We start from the raw sequence: 21335 nt of genomic DNA on the forward strand, positions 1-21335 counted from the left end.
TTCTTATATATAATTAGAATTTCCCTGTACATGCTCAATAAATAATTTTAACGGAACGAGCCCACGTTTTGGCATATGACTACTTATAATAGATACTACTTCTAATTGAGGAATGATAACGATGTATTGTCCGCCGTATCCCATAGCGAAATATATACAATACGGTATGCGAAATCTTTCGTTATGTAATACCCACCAGTGATATCCATATGCGCCGACATGTTCATATGTTTCAAATTGCACCCTACTTGATTCTTCTAACCATTTCGCTGATACAATTTCTTTTTCACTCCAATATCCATTTTGCAAACATAATTTTCCTAATTTTAATAAATCGGTAGATTTCATTTTTATACCGAAGCCACCTACATATATACCCTGCGGATCTTGTTGCCACTCGTATTCGTTAATTTTTAATGGATCAAATAAATATTTCTTTGCAAACCGCTCTGTCGACATTCCAGTAGCTTTTTGAATAATATAGCTCAGTAAATGAGAAGAACCTGAATTATAATTCATTTTTGTAGCAGGTTCTTCAATTATTGGCTTTTCTAATATGTACTGTACCCAGTTCTCTGATTCTACAAAGTCATTTGGGAATACTACTCCATTCCCAAACTCTTTCCAGTCCTCACCAGTAGTCATTGTTAATAAGTGATATAGCGTTAAATCATGTTTTTCTCCAGGTACATTTTCAATCCACTCTGTAATTGATGTATGTATATCATTTATATAGCCCTTATCAATTGCAATACCAATTAATAAAGATATGATACTTTTTGTAATCGAATTTATTTTATATAAGTTATTTGCACATTCGGGTGTTTTATAATACTCAGTTGTTAATTCCCCTTTTTGATAAACAAGAAATGTATTCACTTTTTTCTTTTCGAATTTATTTTCTAGTTGCTTGAAATCCAAAAACTTTACCTCCATTTAAATAGTTACTCCATTTATTATATCTTGTTCCTTCATTTTAAACATAATTGTGCTCAAATAAAAATAAACCTGTCAGCCATAATGAACTGACAGGTTTATTTTTATAATTTCGTACGAACATTCCAAAGCTCTGGGAAGAATTGTTGATCAAGTACTCGCTTTAAATAAGAAACACCGGAGGATCCACCTGTACCCATTTTATGTCCAATAATTCTTTCTACTGTTTTCATATGACGGAAACGCCATTGTTGTAGCCAGTCTTCAATATCAATCAATTTTTCAGCAAGCTGATATAAATTCCAATATTTTTTCACATCCGCATACACTTCCAACCATGCTGCTTCTACTGTTGCATCTTCTTCATAAGGCTGCGTAATATCACGGTTTAACACATCTTTATGAATAGGGAATCCTTCTTTTACTAATGCTTGAATCGCGACATCATATAGACTTGGTGCATGTAGCGCTTTATGAAGTCGTGCATGTAATTCTGGATCCTTTTCATAAATTTTTAATGCGTGTGGCGTTTTATAGCCAAGTGCATACTCAATCATACGATATTGATACGATTGAAAACCTGAAGCTTGACCGAGTGAATCACGAAACTCAATATATTCTGATGGTGTTAATGTCGCAAGAATATCCCAAGATTGAATAATTTGAGACTGAACTTTTGATACACGTGCTAACATTTTAAAAGCTGGTTGTAATTTATCTTGTTTAATAGATTCAATCGCCGCATTTAGCTCATGTAAAATGAGCTTCATCCAAAGCTCACTTGCTTGGTGAATAACGATAAATAACATTTCATCATGATGGTCCGATAATCTTTTTTGAGAAGATAGTAAACTATCTAATTGTAAATACTCCCCATACGTCATATTCTCTTTAAAATCCGTATGAATCCCTTTTTCCATAATTACTTTTTCATTTTCTTTCATATTAGCCAAACGCCCCTTTTATATGATTCTACTTATATTGGTCTAATAACGGCTCGAACTGGACTTCCATCTGCATCAGTTAATGCAAGTGGTAATGCAATAAGTTCATAATCACCGTCTGCTACATGATCTAGTACGACATTTTCTAAAATATGAATTCCATGTTTAAATAATTGATGATGCGCTGCTAATTCTTTATCATCTAGCGGATCAACTGATGGTACATCTACTCCGATTAAACGAATACCTTTCTCTGAAAGAAACGACGCTATGTCCGCACGTAAATGAGGGATCACCTCTGGAAATTCTTCAGCTTTTCCATGTGAAGATGTACGTAATAATAATCGTTCTACACCTTCTAAATGAAAGCTTTCTAATTCCTTTTTCCCGATGCTTTCAAGATTAGAAACGTCAATAATCCGTGCTGGGCCAACATAAACTTGAACATCTAAATCCAATACTTTCTTTCCATCATTATCAAAATGAAATGGTGCATCAATATGAGTGCCTGTATGAATACTCATCGTTAACTTTCCGACATTTACTGAGCCACTTTCTTCTTTTGACCATGAAACTTCATACGAGAACGGTGTGTCTCCTGGCCACGTTGCAATATTATTATTTAGCGGTTGTGAAATATCAATCCACTCTGATGTTTTCATATTTATGCCACAACCTCTCGCTTATTTTCAAACTGCTTATACTCTTCATTTTTCATAATTTTCTTTAATATTTGTACAGATTTCCACACTTCTTCGTATGTGTTATATAAAGCGACCGGCGCAAGTCTCACCCCATTTGGCGCTCTAAAATCTGGAATTACTCCATTTGCTTTTAGTGCTTTACATATACGTGCTGCTTCTGCATGCTCTAAATAAATGTGCCCGCCTCGTTTTTCATCCTCTAATGGATTTCCAATTGTAAATTCGAAATCTTTTAATTCATGTCCAATTAAATTCAGCATGTATCTCGTAATATGTAAAGATTTCTCACGTAAACGCTCAATACCTGCATCTTTGAAAATTTCAAGTGAACCAATTAATGGTGCTGTACTTAAAACGTGCGGTGTACCAATTTGATAAGCACCTGCATGATCAGCAGCTGTTAATGTATGCTCCATATCAAACTGCTTATCTTTTCTAGAACTAAACCATCCAGACAACCCTGGTAGTCTATTAAAATGTTTATTATTCACATAAATTCCTGCAACGCCACCCGGTCCTGCATTTAAATATTTATAATTGCACCAAACAGCAAAATCGACATCCCAATCTTTGAAATGATGCGGAATAGATCCTATTGAATGGCATAAATCAAATCCAATGTGAATGCCGCGTTTATGAGCTTCCGTTGTTAAACGTTTCATATCAAGAATTTGACCACTTCTATATAAAACAGAAGGTAATAAAATTAAAGCGATATCATCTTCCATCGTATGGATAATATCTTCTTCAGAAAGTGTTCTACCATCTCGGCTTTTCACTCTTACTAAATGCTCCTCTGGATCTAATCCTTTTAAACGAATTTGACTTTGAAGTGCATAAATATCTGATGGGAAAGTTAATTCATCCGCAAGTATTTTTGTACGTATTCCTTTTGGTTCGTAAAACGTCGCAATAACTTGGTGTATATTTGTAGTTGTAGAACCGGTTACAATAGTTTCTTCCGGTAAAGCACCAATAAGAGGGGCTGTAAGTTTACCTAATTTCTCTGAAAGGAAAAACCACGGGTGCTCACCTTCTGTCCAGCCGTCAATGCCATACTCTTTCCACGAATCTAGCAACGTAAGTAATGATTTCTCTGCTCTTTTTGAAAGTAGCCCTAATGAGTTTCCATCTAAATATATAGTACCTTCTTTTTTATAGAATTCAGTTTGAAAATCTTTCAGTTCATCATGTTTATCACATTCAAGCGCATACTCATAAGTTGGTTGAAATGGTTCTTTATACATGGTGTCACCTTCTCTTAATTTTCTTTTTATTCTAACTAATTGAAATATATCACCTTAATTGATACAACGTCAATGATATTATGTCAGTTGACTTTATATATGAACTTCTTTTACAATACAGTTATATTTTCAGATATTTCAGTATAAAGAGGTGATTCTTTGAAAAACTCTACTCTTTCATCAAGAAAACACCGCTCCTTAGAAACGAAGAAGAAACTATTACACTCTGGTTACACTATTTTTATAAATAATGGATTTCAAAAAACGACAATTACACAAATTATTAAACATGCAGAAACTGGTTATGGAACAGCATATGTATACTTCAAAAACAAAGATGATCTCCTAATTAGTTTAATGGAAGATGTTATGAATCAATTTTATAATATTGCTGAGCGCTCTTTTTCTCCACAAACAAAAGAGGAAGCACGTATAATGATCCAAAATCAAGTTAGAGCATTCCTGCAATTAGCAGATGCAGAACGCGCTATTTTGCAAGTTGTAGAGGAAGCGATAGGATTATCAAGAGAAATACGGCAAAAATGGGATGAGATTCGGGAACGTTTTATAACAAGTATTAAACAGGATATTACTTACTCTCAAGAAAGTGGATTAGCACAACCTAATTTAAATAAAGAGATTGTAGCACGCGGTTGGTTCGCGATGAATGAATCGTTTCTTTGGACTATTACGCAAAATGATAAAAAGATTAACTTAGAGGAAATTGTGTATACGCTAACGGAGATGTATACGACCGGGTTATATAAATAACACACCTTCAATAAGTAAGGTGTGTTATTTTACATCTATAAAAATATATTATCTGGGTATGGTAGCGCTAAAGTAGGCTTTTCAGAAAATGAGAAATATTGTAGTTTTAAAGATTCACCATCTATCGATTTCAGTTTTCCACTAGTAATTTCACATTCAAACACAACAACAATATATTCTACTTGATCGCCATTCGGATATATATGACGGAACCTTTCCCCTCCAAATACCCCTTTTTGTTTTTTTACTTGCACTTTCAAACCCGTTTCTTCCCACACTTCACGAACTACCGCTTCTTCTGGAGTTTCTCCAGGCTCAATTGCTCCAGCTGGCAAACTCCAGTATTCCCCGCCAGGATATTGAAACAAAATATCTCCCTGCCCATTCTTTATAACAGCAGCTACACTCGGTATTAGAATTAGTTCATGGCCTAATTGCTCACGGATTTTTTTATAATATAGCGACATCGACATATAATTCTCTCCCACTCCAATAATAAACAACTGTATTTTCTGACACCTATTGTATAATAATACCAATAGCAATTTCTATATAGAAAGGATAAGAAAATTACTCCCCTTTATATCTGCTACACTAGATAATTTATACAGTTCTAAACCTCGCGTTTTCCATTCTTGTGAATCTTGTTTAATTATCTTTTTAAAATATTTTAGTAGTGGCCATAAAGCATACTCCTTATGATCTACATAACTAACAACATCCCATTTTAACTTTTCATTAATTTCACTCATAAGTTCGGGTATTACTACTTCACCATATTTTTTAAAACATTCATGAGTTTCTTCGTAATTTTAAAATAAAGTTTGATTAAAAATATCGTGTTAACCCGTATTCTATGGTAAATAAAAAGAATCCATTTTGAAAAAGATTGATCAAAATGGATTCTTATCCAGCAGGTTTATGTTTTGGTTTTATAAAAAAGTTTGATCATTTTCTATCAATGAAAACAATTCATTGACTATTTTTATTATGAAAAGGTCGGAGCAGGAAATTCATCAATTTTGATACGAAGTAAACTATAAGGTTTCTGTCGTAAGTCTTTTCCATAATGAAATCTAGGCTGTCGATGTAATTGGTTCACAATGACATACAAATATTGATCCGGACCAATTGAAAAAGTATCCGGCCACAAAATTCTCGGATCATGTGCGATAGTTTCCATTATGCCATTTGGCAATATCTTACGGATACTGTTGTTTTCATAATCTCCAGCATAAACAGTTCCCTTTGCATCAGTGATCATTCCATCAGACGCACCTTTTTCTCCCCAATACTCCACATGATAAGGTAAATTCATGTCCGGTATCGTTCTGTTTCTCAGGGCTTCTGTTGAGATCGAGAACAAATGCCGACTGGTTAGTGGAGCAAAAAATAATATCTTTCCATCGGGAGAAATCGCAAGACTATCAGACGCCAACCTAAATGGAGAAGTTGAACCGTCTTTGTTTCGATTCACTAAAATTTGACCTTCTACTTTCGGTAAAAAATAGGGATCGGGTGAAGTTGAATTTGCTCCATTTAACCGTCTGAACGCGTTTCCATTTGATAAATCTACGACGATAATAGCTCCTGGTCCTCTCGAAGAAGAATCCGTTATATAGGCATAACCTGCTTTTCCAACACGAAAATCAAAACGGACATCATTCAGATAAGTTGTAGGCAGGACAACATCTTCTGTAAAGGTATATACTTTTCTTATTGTATTGGTTTCTAAATCAACAGCGACTAATTTTGCTCCCCCTTTAATAGGTTCAGAAAAATTGGGTGCCGCTGTATCTAATATCCAAAGCGTTCCCCTTCCATCAGCAACTACACTTTGGACACTGATGAAAGTCATTGGGATATTCTCGGGGTTAGCTAAATTGGTTTGTAAATTAGGATAAGGCTGCAATTTATCCTCAAAAATTTCCGCCACCGTAAATTTAACATCGTCTCCCCATTTCGGAAAGCAAATGAAAATACGACCGGTTTCTGAAACAGTAACACCTGTAGGCATAGCCCCATAAAATGCATAAACTAGTTCTAAATTACCGAAATATTTTTCACTAGGTAACATAGGTTTCATAATATCCTCCTCAAGCATTCAAACGGGATATCTCCTATATATGATTTATATTTTTTCTAGTGCATGTTTCTTAATAAGTTTTTCTATACGAAAAGATGATTGAATTGATTGTTTTCGAAATTTAATAAGTCTGTCAGAAGAAAGGAAGCATTTTAATTTAAAGGTCTCCAGATGAAGTAGAATTCAATTAGCAGGTAGCGAAGTTCAATATTCCCGAATCAACGTTAAGCTGGTATAAAAAATGGGGAAATTTCCCCATTTAAATTTGTGAAAAAATGTACTTAAGCTAAACTGCCCGTTAGTTTAAGTGTAACACTTCACAAACAATATTTTGAGTATTCTTATTATTCCTGTTTCCTCAACAATCTGGCCCTTTAATTGAACAATAAAATAAAGGTGAGTACATATTAGTCATGTATAATATGCGCTCACCTTTATTTTTTTAGGATTTTTAGCTTTTAGGTCTTGATAATAATTTTTAGTGGTTTTATTAACAATTTATATTTAGTAAATGTGCTTTTCATGAATTTGATATAAGTCAAAAGAATTTCCTGTCCAATATAACTACGTATGTTAGCCCACTTCTTCTTTATCCAGTCTACTTACAATTCCAACTATAAATTTATATTCAACCCTCCTCTTCTTATCTTTCTTAAACCCCTCTTTCGTATCAAAAATAAAACAAGTTTTCCGAAACCAAATACGTATGTATAAAGACTCAAAATAAATAGGTTTTATAATTCCTCGTTCTTCAAATTCAGTTCCATCTTTATTTTCGGTTTCTGTTCGAACGAACCACCTATTCCCGATTCCAATTTCAATGTACTTCACACACTAACCCCCATTAGGAAATTTCCCTTCTAACAATTCTATTATTTCCCCGGTAAGCGCACATTCCGACAGAACATGAGCCCACAAAGAAAAAGTAGATTACAAAAATCTACTTTATAACTTATATTTTTGCATTCGTTTATAAAATGTACTACGGGGTACATCTAATAGTTTTGCAGCTAATGAAACATTTCCGTTTGTCTTTTGTAATGCTTCAATCATGCTATCACGCTGTATTTTTTCGCGAAAATGTAATGTCTGTTCTGTTTTATTTTCAACTTGTAACTCAAGTTGTTGTTGATTTCCCATCATTGTTTGTATCAAAAAAGCGACTTGTTTTTCGCATATTTCCCGTCCTTGCGACAAAATGTAAATGCGTTCTAATACATTTACTAGTTCCCGAATATTTCCGGGCCATGTATGTTGTAAAAATTGATTGCAAATACTTTTAGGAAATACAACATTCCAATTCTTCCGTTCGCAAAAGTGTTGTATAAAATATGGGATATCCTCTTTTCTTTCTAATAACGATGGAACATATAACGGATAAACGTGCAAACGATAATATAAATCTTGACGGAATTTCCCTTCTTCTACTAACCTTAGTAAATCTTTATGTGTGGCAGTAATAATACGAATATTTACTGGTACCTCTTTTGAACTTCCTATTGGAGTTATTGTGCGTTCTTGTAAAACACGCAATAAGGCTACTTGCATCTCTGGTGGTACTTCGCCAATTTCATCTAAAAACAGTGTTCCTCCATTCGCTTGTTCAAATTTCCCTTTATATCCTTGACGTCGCGCACCTGTAAACGCACCTTCAGCATAACCGAACAATTCACTTTCCATTAATTCTTTAGGCAAAGAACCGCAGTTAACAGCTATAAAGGGTCCGTCTTTTCTTGGACTATTTTCATGAATCGCTCTCGCGACATATTCCTTTCCTACTCCTGTCTCACCACATACATACACACTAGCATCAGTCGGTGAAACAAGCTTAATTTCTTCTAGTGTGTGTTGAAATGCTTTACTTGTCCCGGTAACTCCTGGAAAAGTAATTCCTTTTATAAATGTGAAAGCAGAATATGTATTCATTTGTTTGTTTTCCTTTAAATACATACATTTCCCGATCATTCTTTCATTACTATATACCGGTATTTCTAATTTAGTTTCCAATCCATGGTGCACTAAATCTTCAAGTTTCATTCTTGACCAATTAGTTACTCGTTCCCGAACGCTCTTACTCGCAGAAACGATAACATCACGATGATTACAAATAACTACTTGTTCATCACTATCAATGACATCTAAAAAACGATGGATTAAGTGTAATTCATTTTGATGAACTCTTATGCTACATTCACGTTCAATCGCATGTGCAATTGAAGTTACCATACCGAGCATATATGGATGTGAAAATTCAATTGGACAGGAGAAATCTAGAATACCAATTAATTTCCCGTCATCGTTATGAATGGGAGCAGCCGCACAACTCCAGCTATGAGATACCACGGAGTAATGTTCAGTACCACTTATCATAATAGCTTCTTCAATTTCTAGCGCTGTTCCTATTGCGTTTGTCCCCACAGCTGCTTCCGTCCATTTTACACCTTCAATAAAATTAATATGTTTCGCTCGCTTTAACGTTTGTTTATTTCCACTTAAGGATAGGACATAACCATCTGGATCGATTAATAATGCCATCATTTGTAGTTCATCAATGGTTTTTCTCATATTTTGTATTTGGGGTAATGCTATATCAAGGAAAATTTCACTCTTTTTCTTTTGTTCTCGAAAAATATGAGAAGACAAAACTTTCTGACCTTTATTCATATGAGGATTAACATTAGCCTGTTTACATCGATGCCACGATTCTGAAATTCTTTGATTTATGCGATTTGAATCAAGAACACCTTCATTAACAAACTTTTTCCATGTATGTAAGTAAAACGGTGAAGCTAACATTGTATCATCTCCCTTTTAATTGTTTTGGAGATTTATAAAACATAATTTTATTATAAAACTGAATAAAAGCGTTTTCAATACAACTAGCAATACGACACAAATATGTTAATAATTTGAATATCCTAATGCACTTCTTTATTCTTTTTTAGTAGCACTATATTTTGTATAATGGACGCAAAGAAAATACATAACCAAAACCACTTTTGTGGATTACCATTTATAAAGAAAACAATCACGGCTATTGCAAATAAAATAGCGGATGCTAAACTAAAATATAATTTTGTTTTAATTTCTATTATCCCTCACCCCTCTGTTACTTTACAGTACATACTAACTCTTCATTTTTCATCTCTACTATGTACTCCTGTAAAACATATTCTTTCCCGCCATGGTTTTCATACCATTCATGTATTCTTTTAATATGCCTCTCGTCACTTCTAATTTTCGATTCTATTTCATTATACTGTTCATAACTATCATATTCCCATATGGCAAATACTTCATACGTACCATTCTTATTATCTTTCATCCAGCGTCCTATTAGCCTAGAACCATGCTTTAATTGATTAGGTAAGTTCGTATTATTGAAATGATCATTAAATACTTCTATAAATTCATTTTTCACTACATAGTACTTCCTTCTGTAAAACATACTTCTTCACCTCTTTCATGAAAAGTATTAGTAAATCTTCCCATCACTACCGTATTATAATACTTTCCATCCGATAGTCTTTTGTCATTTTTCAAAATGCCTTCTACTTCAAAACCTAATTTTTTATAAAGATGAATAGCTTTCTCGTTTGTCTCTAATACTTGTAAAGATATTTTATTTACTGCATTTTCGTCAGCCCATTTAATAGATTGTTGTAATAGGCTCTTCCCCATTCTATATCCCCAAAACTCTTTTAAAATGCAAACGCCAAACTCCACTTTATGAGATAATCTCTTAAAATTTGATCCTTCACATCTTGAAAATCCAACGATTCGATTGTGCACTTCTGCAACTAAAAAGAGATTCTTAGTCTCTTCACTATCTGTTTTTATTATTTTTTGAAACCCTAGGTCATCTATAAATCCCTCTCCAGCATCTCTATCCATATTTTCAGTTTCTCCATCAATCTGAACTCTAGTTTTCGATAACTGCTCAGCATCTTTCTCAGCTGCAGAACGAATTGTATAAGTTAATCCATTTATATGAAACTCTTGTTCTTTTACAATCATGTCAAACTCCTTTCAAATGAATATAATGGCGCTATTACAACTTGTTTACCTTGTTTCTCAAATTCCTGAACAGTTTCTTTACTAGCCTCTTCATCAGTTATAATAAGGTCAATTTCTTTTAGAGACTCTCCTCTTATAAAACAATCTATTCCAAGTTTATTATGCGGAGCTAAACAAATATTTCTTCTAGCAATTTTATTTACTCTTTTACTAAAATAAGCAACTTCAGGTGTTGCAGTACTAATACCTTGTAATGAAATGCCTCCACCTGTAGAGAAATAAAGATCAATAGAAAATCTACTTATCAATTCAGAAGCAAGTGTATCAGTAATATTTCCTGAAGGTTTTACTTTTCCGCCAATTAAATACGTATCAATATTCTTATATTCTCGTAGATAACCAGCTATTTCTATAGAATTCGTAATAACCGTAAATGATACTTCCGGTAAATATTTCAGCATCGCATTATGAACGGGAGCCCCGCCAATAAAAATTGAATCACCTTCTTGTATATAAGATACCGCAACTCTTGCAATTGTGTCCTCATATATTGAGCTATCACTATAACGTTTAGTTGGTTCCGCAGCTAAGTTTCTCACTCGCGTAAGTTCAATTGCACCTCCGTGCGTTCTTTTTAATAAACCATCCTTTTCCATAATAGACAAATCTCTTCTTATAGAATCAATAGACATATCAAATCTTTCCGCAAGATCCTTTGCTATTACTCTTCCATCTGTATTAAGTCGTTCTAAAATTTTCTCTCGACGTTCTTCAGTAAACATGTTATCACCACCGTTATTGAAGGTTCAGAAACTTAAACTTTATTTTAATTATATGCATGCCTCTTCCGTTTTACAATATTTTCAATTCTTATTTATTCCGTTTTATACAGTCTTCTCCCTCTTTCTATCCTGTTAACTTGACAACCAAATAAATGTATATCTGTATATTACGCAAAAACACTTCCATTTACCTTCCTATTGATGTAAAATTATTCCTATGTTTTACTTTTTAATACAGAAAGGGATTACTATGAAATCATTAATCAAAACGACATGTACAGCATTATTATTTACTGGAATATTAACAGGATGTAATAGCAATACTACATCAAAACAAGAAAAGAGCGCTCTCGAAAAGAATGCAATGCACTATGGAGAAATAGTTAAAAACGAATACTATAGAGCGACAGTTGAGAATGCAAAGTTTGAAAAAATAGACAAAGAGCGGCGCCTTACTACTCGTGTTATGATTAATAATGTTCGAGACGATGGACAAACTATTGATCTTTCGGAAATAAAATATTTCATACAAGATGAAAAAACTGGTGAGAAATATGAAGGTGAAGCTCATCCGATAGATGACGAGCACTATAAAAATGTTCCACACGAGTTCTCTTTAACTACTGACGTTGTATTTGAACTGAAAACTTCACCAAAAGATTTAAATAATATGTATTTATACATAGATAGCAAAGCAGCGCCGTTAACAGATACATATTGGAAGCTTGATAATTTAGTATCTAAATAGAAAGACCAGTCTTACATGACTGGTCTTTTACATTCATACATTTAACTTTCATTAACACTTATATTCATTTTCTAATAACAACTTGAATAACATCAGCTAAACCAGTGTGCCCTTTCCCTTCAATTCGCTCTTGTTCGCCATTAAAGAAATGAATTACCTTATGTTTTTCACACCAAGTAAGGATATCAATTGGATCATACAGCATATCAACATCTTTTGGTCCACCAGTACCATAGTTTATTTGTTTTTTTGAGTAAACTTCAAACATAATTAAACCACCAGGCTTTATCGTTTGTATCATTTTACCTAATATCATTTTTTTATAATCATCATGAAAATGTCCAAATACCATAATTGCTGCATCATATTCATTTTCTGGCAAACTATCAGCTAATAAATCTACTTTTTTTGTATGCACGTTTACGTTATGCTTCTCTGCCAATTTTTTTGTCTTCTCTAATCCATCTTCCGAATAATCAATAGCTGTTACTTCGTTCCCTTGTCTTGCTAGAAATACAGCATTTCTACCTTCTCCCTCCGCGAAAGCTATTACTTTATTGTGATTTGCTAAACGAAATGCTTGTTCTTTAATAAATGTATTAGGTTCTTCCCCGTAAAAATATTCATCTGATTTATATCGATCATTCCAAAATTTAGTCATCATCTTCTCTCCTTCTTCATATCATTTTCTAACTACAATTAAAGATATCAAAGAGTCTTTTTATCCTTAATTAATTTAAAAATAAAAGCAGATTAAAAATCCACTTTTATTTTTTTCGCAAGATCTACGATTTTTTGATTTCGTAACTCTTCTTCCATTTTCTCTTCTGCTGCAAGCATTACTTCATTAATTAAACATCCCGGTTTGTCATGTAAACAACATTCAAACAATGATGTTTTACCTTCAATTGCATGTATAATATCTAAAAATGAAATATCTTCCCAATTCTTACTAAGCGAGTAACCGCCCTTTGGACCAGATGATGAATGTATCATCCCTTCCTTCGTCAACTTAGTTAGTATTTTAGACAAGTACGTTGGTGAAACATTTTGCATTTCTGCTAATTGGTGAACACTAACTAACCTATTTGGTGTAGCCTTTGCCAGAAAAAGTATTGTATGAAGAGCATAATTTGTAGCTTTAGAATATTTCATAGTACAGCCCCTATTGTAGACTTCATGTATCTACAATAACTTTATTTTTTTATTATGTCAAACGTTTGTAATGCTCCATAAAAAATTATTTATTCACAAGTAATACATCTGTCGCACAAATCGTCACTTCTCTAAATGGACAGTCAAATAAAACACCTAGTTCAAAACCATCTTCAGTAAGAGCTATTTCATGATATAACCACCAAGCATTTTCAAAGTTTTCCGGCATAGAACAATTTGTGACTCCTATAAAGGTTACTTCAAGTTTATCAAATTCACTAAAAGTACCACTGCAATCTAATACGATAGACAAAGTATCTTCTGATTCTCTCTTTATTACTTTAATTACACTATCGTGTAGTGATGTCTTGTGTAACTGAGCGACATTTGACGGAAGTTTTTTCTCAATGGAATTAAAATATTCTACGTATGATTGATCTAATTGTGCCATTCTTTTCTCATAATCTGTTGTCCACTCTTGCATACGTTTTTTCAGTTCACCTGATGGATATTCTGAATTAATTGTGATGTTTTGTATAATTGAGTATATCGATTCAGGAAGGAATTTTAATAAATCTATTTTCCTTTCCTCTATTTCTTCCTTTAAACTTTGTATATCCATTTCCGACCATTCTTTTATAGACTCTATAAAACTTACAAATTCTAAAACTTGCATTTTTTTATACCATTCTCTTGTAAAATATTTCAATGACACCTCTCCTAAAATATCTTTACATCCAGTAAAAGCAATACATCCACTTATTATATCATTCCAATAACCATTTTTTCTAAAGAAATAATGTAAAAATGTAAATATTCCGCCTATTATTTCTAAAACTTCAGAATATTTACAAAAGTATAAAATTAGAATACATTTTAGCTGTACAAGATTCACCTGTACAAAAATTCAAACAAAAAGGGATGGTTATATGTTGAAGAAATTAGTAGCAGGGACATTAGTAGCGGGTTTTGCACTAACTGGAGGACTAGGTGCGGTAAGTGCTGAAGAAAAAAGTAACACAATTAAGTCATTTGATTATTTAAAAGTGGATGAACAAAATGTTAATTCATTTGCAAAATTAAGTGATCAGGATAAGAAAGATATCCAAATTACTATGGTATTACCTAAGCAAAATGAAAATGGAGATTGGCTAGCTTATGGTTTTACTAGCCGTGAAACATTAGATGCGTATATTGAAAAGGATAAAAAAGCAATTAAAAATAAAATTAATCCTTTAGGTAGCGGTGCTGGTAGTACTGATTTTTATGAACATAAAGATAAAGGTGGCCAATATATTTACTGGAGTAGCGGCTTTAAAAACTTACCATCTAGCTGGAATGACAGAATTTCTTCTGTAAGTACAGCGTCACCTTCTGCAAGTTATTCAACGACACTTTGGGAGCACACTTCAACACAAGGATATGGAAAAGGCGTTTTATTTAAACATGCTGATTGGTACGGTAAAACTGCTAATTTAGCTGCTGATTGGAACGATATTACTTCAGCGATTGAAATTAAATAGTAATAAGATATTTAATTTCTTCTATAAAAATTCAAACCACTATTCTCTCTTTCGTTTAGAGAATAGTGGTTTATCATATTTCCATTTAAGCATGTACAGCATGTCCTACCGCTTGCATTAACGCTTCATGAATTGCTTCTGATAAAGTAGGGTGTGCTGCAATATAATCTCTCATTATATCAGCGGTAACTTCTGTATGAATCATTACGGTTCCTTGACCAATAAGTTCAGTTGCATGAGGACCGATAATAGAAATCCCTACAATTTCTTGGTATTTAGGTTCTACAATGACTTTTACTTTACCTACTTGTTCTCCTAAAATAAGAGCTTTTCCGTTCGCTGTAAAAGGAAATTCTCCGATGAGAATATCACCATATTGTTCTCTTGCACCTTTTTCACTTAACCCGACACTAGCTATTTCTGGAGCTGTGTATATACAACGGGGCACAGCGTGATAATTTACTTTCACGTCTTCTCCGCTTGCGTGTAATGCTGCTGTCGTTCCTTCATGGAAGGCAACGTGAGCAAGCTGAATTCCACCGATTACATCACCAGCTGCGTAAATATGCGATACGTTCGTTTGCATATGTTCATTCACAGAAATCCCTTTATTTGAAAACAGAACCCCTGCCTTTTCTAATCCTAATTGTTGCACTCGTGGTTTTCTTCCTACAGAAACAAGAACAAATTCTGGAGTTACTTCGTGAGTAATTCCCTCGTACTCAAATGAAGCTTGCTTCTTATAGTTATTTAATCCTTTTAAAACTGCTCCCGTAAAAATTTTCACACCATCTTTTTCTAATTTCTCTCTTAAAATATTCGCGATATCTTCATCTTCACCAGGTAGTAATTGCGGTGCCATTTCAACTATCGATACTTTTGTGCCAAGTCTACTATAAATACTTGCAAACTCACATCCTATTACACCACCGCCAACGATTAACAATGAAGATGGTACACTCTCAAGAGACATGGCATGGCTACTATTTAAAATCCATTTTCCATCGAACGGAGCGAATGGTAATTCTGTAGGTTCGGAACCAGATGTGATAATAAAGCTCTCTCCATCAACTACTTCTTCTTTATTTCCTTGTACAACTCGCACACGATGATCCGTTTCGAATTTCGCTTTTCCTTTTACAACTTTAATTTTATTTTTCTTCATTAAATATTGTATTCCTTGGACGAGTTGCATTACGATTTGTGATTTTCTCGCCTGTATTTGATCCCAATCAATTGATATACTTCCTGTATTAAGCGTAACTCCATAATCATTCGCTTTTCTCACAATGTCATGTACTTCAGCACTTTCTAACAGTGATTTCGTCGGCATACACCCAACATTTAAACATGTTCCGCCAAGGTCAGCTTCATCAATAAGAGTGACATCTTTGCCATTTTGAGCCGCGGTAATTGCTGCTACATAGCCAGCTGGTCCGCCTCCAATTACAACTAGTTTACTCATTCTCTCACCTTCTCTTTATAAAAGAATTGTTATAGGTTCTTCTAAATAATGTTTAATTGTGCGTAAAAATGCAGCTGCTGGTGCACCGTCTAGTACACGATGATCGAATGTTAAACTTAAAGGTAACATACTACCTTTTTTTAATTTTTTCCCTTTATATACAGGAACATGTTCAATTGCGCCAATACCTAAAATGCCAGTCTCAGGTGTATTTAATACCGGTGTGAAATATTCAATACCAAAGCTACCTAAATTACTAATTGTAAATGTCGTTCCGTGCATATCATCACTACTTAAGCTACCTGCTCGCGCCTTTTGTGCCACATTCTTAATCTCTTTAGACAATTCTACTAAAGATAAATTATTTGCAAAGCGAATAGCTGGAACGATTAACCCTTTTTCTAACGCGACTGCCATGCCTAAATGCACATGTTCAAATTGATGAATTGCATCATCTATATAAGCGCTGTTCATTTCTTTATGCTCTCCAAGTGCTAATACAGCAGCACGCGAGACAAAATCCGTAATAGTTAATTTATTATCATCTCTTTTTTGTACAACTTTCGCTATTTCTTTATGTAAAGCAACTAAATCTGTTACATCTACTTTCATCGTTAACGTTAATTGTGCGCTATTTTGTAAGCTTGCGTGCATACGATTTGCGATCGCTTTACGCATACCAGTAACAGGAATCACGTTACTTTCTTCTTGTTCAGATATTTCCGGAACGTTTACTCTTACCTCAAGTGCTTTTAATACATCTGCCTTTGTAATCCTTCCGCCAGGACCTGTACCAACTAATGCCTTGATATCCAGATTTTCAGACTTTGCAATTTTCTTGGCTACAGGTGAAATTTTAATTCTTTGCTTCGATACTTCTTTCCCATTTGCTTCTTGATTTTGTACATTTTGTACTTCTATATTAGATGTTTTTTCTTCTACAACATGTGTGCTTTCCTGCATTTCTACTTTTTCATTCGGTTTACCGATGTAGCAAATTACAGTACCAGGCGGCACTCCTTCATCTTCACTTACAGCTATATCAAGTACTGTACCATCAGCTGGCGCTTCAATTTCCGTTTCAATTTTTTCTGAATTAATACTAGCAATTAGTTCTCCTTTTGCTACATTATCGCCTGCTTTAATATTCCAGCTCGTAATAATACCTTCTTTCATCGCCATACCTAACTTCGGCATTACAACTTCTACAGCCATGTCTCTCTCTCCCTTCTCATCGTTTTATTACACATGTAATAAAGATTGGTCTCCGATCATTTCTGATACAGTTTCAATTACTTTTTCTGGTGTTGGCAAATACAACTTTTCAAGTGGTGGTGAGAACGGAACAGGTGTATGTGGTGCTGTAATTCGTTTAATAGGTGCATCTAACAAATCAAAACCTTTATCCGCTACAATTGCCGCAATATCTGTTGCCATACTACATCTAGGATTCGCTTCGTCAATGACGATAAGACGATTTGTTTTTTCAACAGATGATAAAATAGTATCTTCATCAAGTGGTGATAAAGATCGTGGATCAATTACTTCTACTTCAAGCCCCTTTTTCGATAATTGCTTTGCAGCTGCAAGCGCTGTATGAACTTGCTTTCCGATTGCGACAATTGTTACATCAGAACCTTCCCGTTTAATATCTGCTTTTCCTAATGGAATTGTATAGTATCCTTCTGGCACTTCACCTTTCATATTGTAAAGTGTTTTATCCTCAAAGAAGATTACTGGATCATCATCTTCAATTGCCGCTAATAATAAGCCTTTTGCATCATACGGTGTGGAAGGAACAACAACTTTAATACCTGGTATGCTCGTAAATAATGCGTACAAACTTTGTGAATGTTGAGCTGCTGCACTAAAACCAGCTCCATGCATCGTACGTACTGTAACGGGTACTTTTGCTTTACCTCCAAACATATAACGGAATTTCGCACCTTGGTTTAATACTTGGTCAAGACAACTACCGATAAAATCATTAAACATTAACTCAGCTATCGGACGTAACCCAGTTGCAGCAGCGGCCATCGCAGCTCCCATATAACCCGCTTCAGAAATTGGTGTATCCAATATACGATTTCGGCCAAACTCTTGTACAAGTCCTTTCGTAACACCAAGCACACCGCCCCAAGCTTCATCATCTTGCAGGTGATCAACTTGTGCACCGCCTGCAACGTCTTCACCTATTAAAATTACATTTTCATCACGACGCATTGAGATTTTCATTGCTTCATTAATTGCAGTTGACATACTTACTGTTCTAGTCATAATTTTTCACCCTCCTCTTATTTGTAAGAAACGTATACATCTTTTAATAATTCTTCATCGTCTGGGTATGGACTATTTTCACTAAATTCAATGGATCTTTGTACTGCATCATCTACTGCTTTTTCCATATCAACAAGTTCAGATTCCGTTAATAAACCTTCATGAATTAAATGCTTACGGAAATTCACAATTGCATCTCTTTCGTTTAAATGTTCTTCTTTTTCTTCTGATGTTTTATATGTTTGTGCTTCACCTTCGAAATGACCATAATTACGATATGTCATACATTCAATAATTGTTGGACCATCACCATTACGTGCACGTTCCACTGCTTCTGCAGCAGCTTTATATACAGCTAGAAGATCTTTTCCATCTACTTGAACACCTGGAATATTATAAGCTTTTGCACGATCAGCAATAGAATCACAACTTGAAGCATATTCAAATGTAGTTGCTTCACCGTAACCGTTATTTTCTGCAATAAAAATAACTGGTAACTTCCAAATCGCCGCTAAATTAACCCCTTCATGGAATGTTCCTTCATTATTTGCTCCGTCACCGAAGAAGCAAACACTTACATCTTTTGTTCCTTTATATTTAGCTGTTAATGCTGAACCGCAAGCAAGTGGGAAACCCCCGCCTACAATGCCATTCGCACCAAGCATTCCTTTATCTAAATCGGCAATATGCATGGAACCGCCTTTACCTTTACATAATCCTGTCGCTTTCCCGAAAAGTTCAGCCATCATACCATTTAAATCACAACCTTTTGCGATACAATGTCCATGACCTCTATGTGTACTTGTAATACTGTCACTATCCGTTAAGTGGGCACATACACCAACTGCTACCGCTTCTTCACCTGCGTATAAATGAACGAAACCTGGCAAAACGCCTTGCGCGAACAATTCATGCACCTTATCTTCAAACTTACGAATTTCTAACATTTTTTCGTACATCCAACGAGCTTGTTCTTTCGTAATTTCATTCCCTTTACTTTCAGTTGTTTTTAACATGTCCAGCCCTCCTATTTTCTTGTTCGTCCTTTATATTGCAAGTATTGTGCCAATTTCGAATCCTTGTTTTAATAGGTTTTCTCTATCTTTTAACAATAAAAAAGTGGACAAAATGAGACGTTTGTCTCGTTTTGTCCACTTTTGTTCCCTTAATAAGAGAATTGTTACTTTATTCATTATCAAAGCTCTTCTGTAATTTTCGGATGTAAATAATTTGACCAATATGATATGCATTATGAGTTGTTACATTCGCTAGCACTTCCCACCACTTTGCAGAAACAGGAAATCCCACTACATCACTTTCAACCTTTTCTTCATTTATGAGATTTTGCCATTGTAACAGTTTTTCTAGTAGTTTTTCCCGTAATTCATCGAAAGTTTGATTATCTGAGAGCATAAAACTTTTGTTATTATCTCCTATAGCGGGTACTGCATTCACATTTGATTCTTTATACCTAGTTTGCCAAGTAGAGTTCCAATACAGTAAATGTTGTACGATTTCAGCTATACTATTACTCTCTTCATTCGGTTTCCAGAAAGCTTCCCTCTCAGACAAACCCTTAACTGCATCTGAAAATGGCATATACCAACTGGGATCATTTGCATTTGCTAATAACTGATCTGCTAATACAGCTTTTACATGGACCATTTTTCTTCCCTCATTTCATTATCATATTAATATACACTACTCTATATACGCTGATTCCCTATAATCCCCTTTTTTTACATACAAATTGATTTCATACTAAATGTAAGAATAATAGATTTTCTTATCATAACTCGTTATGATAAAAGAAAAAGAAAGCTGGCGAAAAATGAATAAAAAAATCGCAATAATTACTGGAGCCTCAAGTGGATTTGGACTATTAACTACACTCGAACTCGCAAAAAAAGATTATTTAGTTATCGCTACAATGCGAAACCTTGAAAAACAAGGAACCTTACTATCCCAAGTTACTCAACTTAACTTACAGCACAATATAAAAGTTCAACAATTAGATGTAACAGATCAAAATTCTATACATAATTTCCAATTATTTTTAAAAGAAATTAATAGAATAGATCTCCTTATAAATAATGCAGGATATGCAAATGGGGGCTTTGTAGAAGAAATCCAAGTAGACGAATATCGAAAGCAATTTGAAACGAACCTTTTTGGAGCTATATCAATTACCCAGCTTGTTTTACCATATATGAGAAAACAAAGAAGTGGAAAAATCATTAATATAAGCAGCATTAGCGGCCAAGTTGGATTCCCTGGTTTATCTCCTTATGTATCTTCAAAATATGCATTAGAAGGCTGGAGTGAATCGCTTCGCTTAGAATTAAAACCTTTCGGAATAGATGTCGCTTTAATTGAACCTGGTTCTTACAACACAAATATATGGGAGGTTGGTAAACAACTAGCTGAAAACCAATCTGATACAACATCTCCTTACAAAGAATATATGGATAAAATACAAAAACATATTAATAGCGGTAGTGATACATTTGGTAATCCGATAGATGTTGCTAATAAAATCGTTGAAATTGCTGAAACAAAGCGCACTACTTTACGATATCCTATTGGAAAAGGTGTAAAATTTATGATCTTTACGAAGAAGATTCTTCCTTGGAGATTGTGGGAATACCTTGTTTTGAGAAGCTTTAAGAAGATGTAAATA

The 21335-nt window shown here is 34.2% G+C and carries 24 protein-coding genes; 4 read left to right on the forward strand and 20 right to left on the reverse strand.

The window, feature by feature from the left end:
• Positions 1-3: 3 nt before the first annotated feature.
• The 4 genes from MR112_RS13690 to kynU form a co-directional block, all read right to left on the reverse strand.
• Positions 4-921, reverse strand: a complete 918-nt coding sequence (locus tag MR112_RS13690) for a serine hydrolase domain-containing protein (protein WP_227899879.1) — start codon at positions 919-921, stop codon at positions 4-6.
• Between the two features lie 119 nt (positions 922-1040).
• On the reverse strand, positions 1041-1880 hold the full coding sequence (gene kynA, locus MR112_RS13695; RefSeq protein WP_078187600.1) for a tryptophan 2,3-dioxygenase: 840 nt from the start codon (positions 1878-1880) through the stop codon (positions 1041-1043).
• Between the two features lie 32 nt (positions 1881-1912).
• Positions 1913-2542 carry an arylformamidase gene (gene kynB / locus MR112_RS13700; protein WP_000858074.1) on the reverse strand — a complete coding sequence of 210 codons (630 nt, stop codon included), beginning with the start codon at positions 2540-2542 and terminating at the stop codon, positions 1913-1915.
• A gap of 2 nt (positions 2543-2544) precedes the next feature.
• Complete coding sequence (gene kynU / locus MR112_RS13705; RefSeq protein WP_000276299.1) at positions 2545-3831, reverse strand: kynureninase; 1287 nt, start codon at positions 3829-3831, stop codon at positions 2545-2547.
• 159 nt (positions 3832-3990) lie between these two features.
• Here kynU and MR112_RS13710 point away from each other — a divergent pair, with 159 nt between their 5' ends.
• A complete protein-coding gene (locus MR112_RS13710) occupies positions 3991-4602 on the forward strand; it encodes a TetR/AcrR family transcriptional regulator (RefSeq protein ID WP_000798536.1) in 612 nt (203 codons plus the stop codon).
• 35 nt (positions 4603-4637) lie between these two features.
• Here the strand turns inward: MR112_RS13710 and MR112_RS13715 are convergent, their stop codons facing one another.
• From MR112_RS13715 to MR112_RS13745, 7 genes are all read right to left on the reverse strand, one after another.
• Positions 4638-5075, reverse strand: coding sequence for an NUDIX hydrolase (locus MR112_RS13715; RefSeq protein WP_000062938.1), 438 nt, complete (start codon positions 5073-5075; stop codon positions 4638-4640).
• Positions 5076-5590: 515 nt separating this feature from the next.
• Positions 5591-6688 carry an L-dopachrome tautomerase-related protein gene (locus tag MR112_RS13720; protein WP_078187595.1) on the reverse strand — a complete coding sequence of 366 codons (1098 nt, stop codon included), beginning with the start codon at positions 6686-6688 and terminating at the stop codon, positions 5591-5593.
• A gap of 573 nt (positions 6689-7261) precedes the next feature.
• Positions 7262-7519: a DUF3977 family protein gene (locus tag MR112_RS13725; protein WP_000873841.1), complete on the reverse strand. Its 258-nt coding sequence runs from the start codon at positions 7517-7519 to the stop codon at positions 7262-7264.
• Positions 7520-7633: 114 nt separating this feature from the next.
• A complete protein-coding gene (locus MR112_RS13730; RefSeq protein WP_078187594.1) occupies positions 7634-9484 on the reverse strand; it encodes a sigma-54-dependent Fis family transcriptional regulator in 1851 nt (616 codons plus the stop codon).
• 313 nt (positions 9485-9797) lie between these two features.
• A complete protein-coding gene (locus MR112_RS13735; protein ID WP_025687589.1) occupies positions 9798-10136 on the reverse strand; it encodes an NIPSNAP family protein in 339 nt (112 codons plus the stop codon).
• Positions 10109-10705 (reverse strand): GNAT family N-acetyltransferase, encoded by a 597-nt coding sequence (locus tag MR112_RS13740; protein ID WP_071740726.1) that lies wholly within the window; start codon positions 10703-10705, stop codon positions 10109-10111. Before MR112_RS13740 ends, MR112_RS13735 begins: the two co-directional genes overlap by 28 nt.
• On the reverse strand, positions 10702-11487 hold the full coding sequence (locus MR112_RS13745) for a DeoR/GlpR family DNA-binding transcription regulator (RefSeq protein ID WP_071740727.1): 786 nt from the start codon (positions 11485-11487) through the stop codon (positions 10702-10704). Before MR112_RS13745 ends, MR112_RS13740 begins: the two co-directional genes overlap by 4 nt.
• Positions 11488-11737: 250 nt before the next feature.
• Between MR112_RS13745 and MR112_RS13750 the strand changes: the two genes are divergently transcribed.
• Complete coding sequence (locus MR112_RS13750; RefSeq protein ID WP_000838466.1) at positions 11738-12235, forward strand: hypothetical protein; 498 nt, start codon at positions 11738-11740, stop codon at positions 12233-12235.
• Between the two features lie 64 nt (positions 12236-12299).
• Here the strand turns inward: MR112_RS13750 and MR112_RS13755 are convergent, their stop codons facing one another.
• From MR112_RS13755 to MR112_RS13765, 3 genes are all read right to left on the reverse strand, one after another.
• Positions 12300-12899, reverse strand: a complete 600-nt coding sequence (locus MR112_RS13755; RefSeq protein ID WP_071740728.1) for a class I SAM-dependent methyltransferase — start codon at positions 12897-12899, stop codon at positions 12300-12302.
• A gap of 89 nt (positions 12900-12988) precedes the next feature.
• Positions 12989-13390, reverse strand: a complete 402-nt coding sequence (locus tag MR112_RS13760; RefSeq protein WP_071740729.1) for an Rrf2 family transcriptional regulator — start codon at positions 13388-13390, stop codon at positions 12989-12991.
• Between the two features lie 85 nt (positions 13391-13475).
• Positions 13476-14099, reverse strand: coding sequence for a DUF4085 domain-containing protein (locus tag MR112_RS13765; protein ID WP_000873453.1), 624 nt, complete (start codon positions 14097-14099; stop codon positions 13476-13478).
• A 220-nt stretch (positions 14100-14319) separates the two neighbouring features.
• On the opposite strand from MR112_RS13765, the gene MR112_RS13770 reads away from it, so the two are divergent.
• A complete protein-coding gene (locus tag MR112_RS13770; RefSeq protein WP_000914438.1) occupies positions 14320-14913 on the forward strand; it encodes a hypothetical protein in 594 nt (197 codons plus the stop codon).
• 85 nt (positions 14914-14998) lie between these two features.
• Here MR112_RS13770 and lpdA read toward each other — a convergent pair whose 3' ends face one another.
• The 6 genes from lpdA to MR112_RS13800 are packed head-to-tail and all read right to left on the reverse strand — an operon-like array spanning position 14999 to position 20320.
• Positions 14999-16378: a dihydrolipoyl dehydrogenase gene (gene lpdA / locus MR112_RS13775; protein WP_078187592.1), complete on the reverse strand. Its 1380-nt coding sequence runs from the start codon at positions 16376-16378 to the stop codon at positions 14999-15001.
• Positions 16379-16393: 15 nt separating this feature from the next.
• Positions 16394-17593 carry a dihydrolipoamide acetyltransferase family protein gene (locus MR112_RS13780; RefSeq protein ID WP_000257774.1) on the reverse strand — a complete coding sequence of 400 codons (1200 nt, stop codon included), beginning with the start codon at positions 17591-17593 and terminating at the stop codon, positions 16394-16396.
• Positions 17594-17620: 27 nt separating this feature from the next.
• Positions 17621-18655 carry an acetoin:2,6-dichlorophenolindophenol oxidoreductase subunit beta gene (gene acoB, locus MR112_RS13785; protein ID WP_000198901.1) on the reverse strand — a complete coding sequence of 345 codons (1035 nt, stop codon included), beginning with the start codon at positions 18653-18655 and terminating at the stop codon, positions 17621-17623.
• Positions 18656-18672: 17 nt separating this feature from the next.
• The gene (gene acoA, locus MR112_RS13790) at positions 18673-19671 is read right to left on the reverse strand and encodes an acetoin:2,6-dichlorophenolindophenol oxidoreductase subunit alpha (RefSeq protein WP_000921277.1); all 999 of its coding nucleotides are present in this window, start codon (positions 19669-19671) and stop codon (positions 18673-18675) included.
• 30 nt (positions 19672-19701) lie between these two features.
• Positions 19702-19848 (reverse strand): hypothetical protein, encoded by a 147-nt coding sequence (locus MR112_RS13795; protein ID WP_162900592.1) that lies wholly within the window; start codon positions 19846-19848, stop codon positions 19702-19704.
• Positions 19841-20320, reverse strand: coding sequence for a DinB family protein (locus MR112_RS13800; protein ID WP_071713672.1), 480 nt, complete (start codon positions 20318-20320; stop codon positions 19841-19843). Before MR112_RS13800 ends, MR112_RS13795 begins: the two co-directional genes overlap by 8 nt.
• A gap of 166 nt (positions 20321-20486) precedes the next feature.
• Here MR112_RS13800 and MR112_RS13805 point away from each other — a divergent pair, with 166 nt between their 5' ends.
• Positions 20487-21332: an oxidoreductase gene (locus tag MR112_RS13805; protein ID WP_001034794.1), complete on the forward strand. Its 846-nt coding sequence runs from the start codon at positions 20487-20489 to the stop codon at positions 21330-21332.
• Positions 21333-21335: the final 3 nt, after the last annotated feature.

Origin of the sequence: Bacillus cereus group sp. BfR-BA-01330 (assembly GCF_022663885.1) — a bacterium.
Taxonomy (GTDB): Bacteria; Bacillota; Bacilli; order Bacillales; family Bacillaceae_G; genus Bacillus_A; species Bacillus_A cereus.

Bases quoted from the DNA above. Each gene is read 5' to 3' on its own strand.
- kynA (WP_078187600.1), bottom strand. From the start codon at position 1,880: ATGAAAGAAAATGAAAAAGTAATTATGGAAAAAGGGATTCATACGGAT.
- kynB (WP_000858074.1), bottom strand. From the start codon at position 2,542: ATGAAAACATCAGAGTGGATTGATATTTCACAACCGCTAAATAATAAT.
- kynU (WP_000276299.1), bottom strand. From the start codon at position 3,831: ATGTATAAAGAACCATTTCAACCAACTTATGAGTATGCGCTTGAATGT.
- MR112_RS13715 (WP_000062938.1), bottom strand. From the start codon at position 5,075: ATGTCGATGTCGCTATATTATAAAAAAATCCGTGAGCAATTAGGCCAT.
- MR112_RS13720 (WP_078187595.1), bottom strand. From the start codon at position 6,688: ATGAAACCTATGTTACCTAGTGAAAAATATTTCGGTAATTTAGAACTA.
- MR112_RS13730 (WP_078187594.1), bottom strand. From the start codon at position 9,484: ATGTTAGCTTCACCGTTTTACTTACATACATGGAAAAAGTTTGTTAAT.
- MR112_RS13735 (WP_025687589.1), bottom strand. From the start codon at position 10,136: ATGTTTTACAGAAGGAAGTACTATGTAGTGAAAAATGAATTTATAGAA.
- MR112_RS13740 (WP_071740726.1), bottom strand. From the start codon at position 10,705: ATGATTGTAAAAGAACAAGAGTTTCATATAAATGGATTAACTTATACA.
- MR112_RS13745 (WP_071740727.1), bottom strand. From the start codon at position 11,487: ATGTTTACTGAAGAACGTCGAGAGAAAATTTTAGAACGACTTAATACA.
- MR112_RS13750 (WP_000838466.1), top strand. From the start codon at position 11,738: ATGAAATCATTAATCAAAACGACATGTACAGCATTATTATTTACTGGA.
- MR112_RS13755 (WP_071740728.1), bottom strand. From the start codon at position 12,899: ATGATGACTAAATTTTGGAATGATCGATATAAATCAGATGAATATTTT.
- MR112_RS13760 (WP_071740729.1), bottom strand. From the start codon at position 13,390: ATGAAATATTCTAAAGCTACAAATTATGCTCTTCATACAATACTTTTT.
- MR112_RS13770 (WP_000914438.1), top strand. From the start codon at position 14,320: ATGTTGAAGAAATTAGTAGCAGGGACATTAGTAGCGGGTTTTGCACTA.
- lpdA (WP_078187592.1), bottom strand. From the start codon at position 16,378: ATGAGTAAACTAGTTGTAATTGGAGGCGGACCAGCTGGCTATGTAGCA.
- MR112_RS13780 (WP_000257774.1), bottom strand. From the start codon at position 17,593: ATGGCTGTAGAAGTTGTAATGCCGAAGTTAGGTATGGCGATGAAAGAA.
- acoB (WP_000198901.1), bottom strand. From the start codon at position 18,655: ATGACTAGAACAGTAAGTATGTCAACTGCAATTAATGAAGCAATGAAA.
- acoA (WP_000921277.1), bottom strand. From the start codon at position 19,671: ATGTTAAAAACAACTGAAAGTAAAGGGAATGAAATTACGAAAGAACAA.
- MR112_RS13795 (WP_162900592.1), bottom strand. From the start codon at position 19,848: ATGAATAAAGTAACAATTCTCTTATTAAGGGAACAAAAGTGGACAAAA.
- MR112_RS13800 (WP_071713672.1), bottom strand. From the start codon at position 20,320: ATGGTCCATGTAAAAGCTGTATTAGCAGATCAGTTATTAGCAAATGCA.
- MR112_RS13805 (WP_001034794.1), top strand. From the start codon at position 20,487: ATGAATAAAAAAATCGCAATAATTACTGGAGCCTCAAGTGGATTTGGA.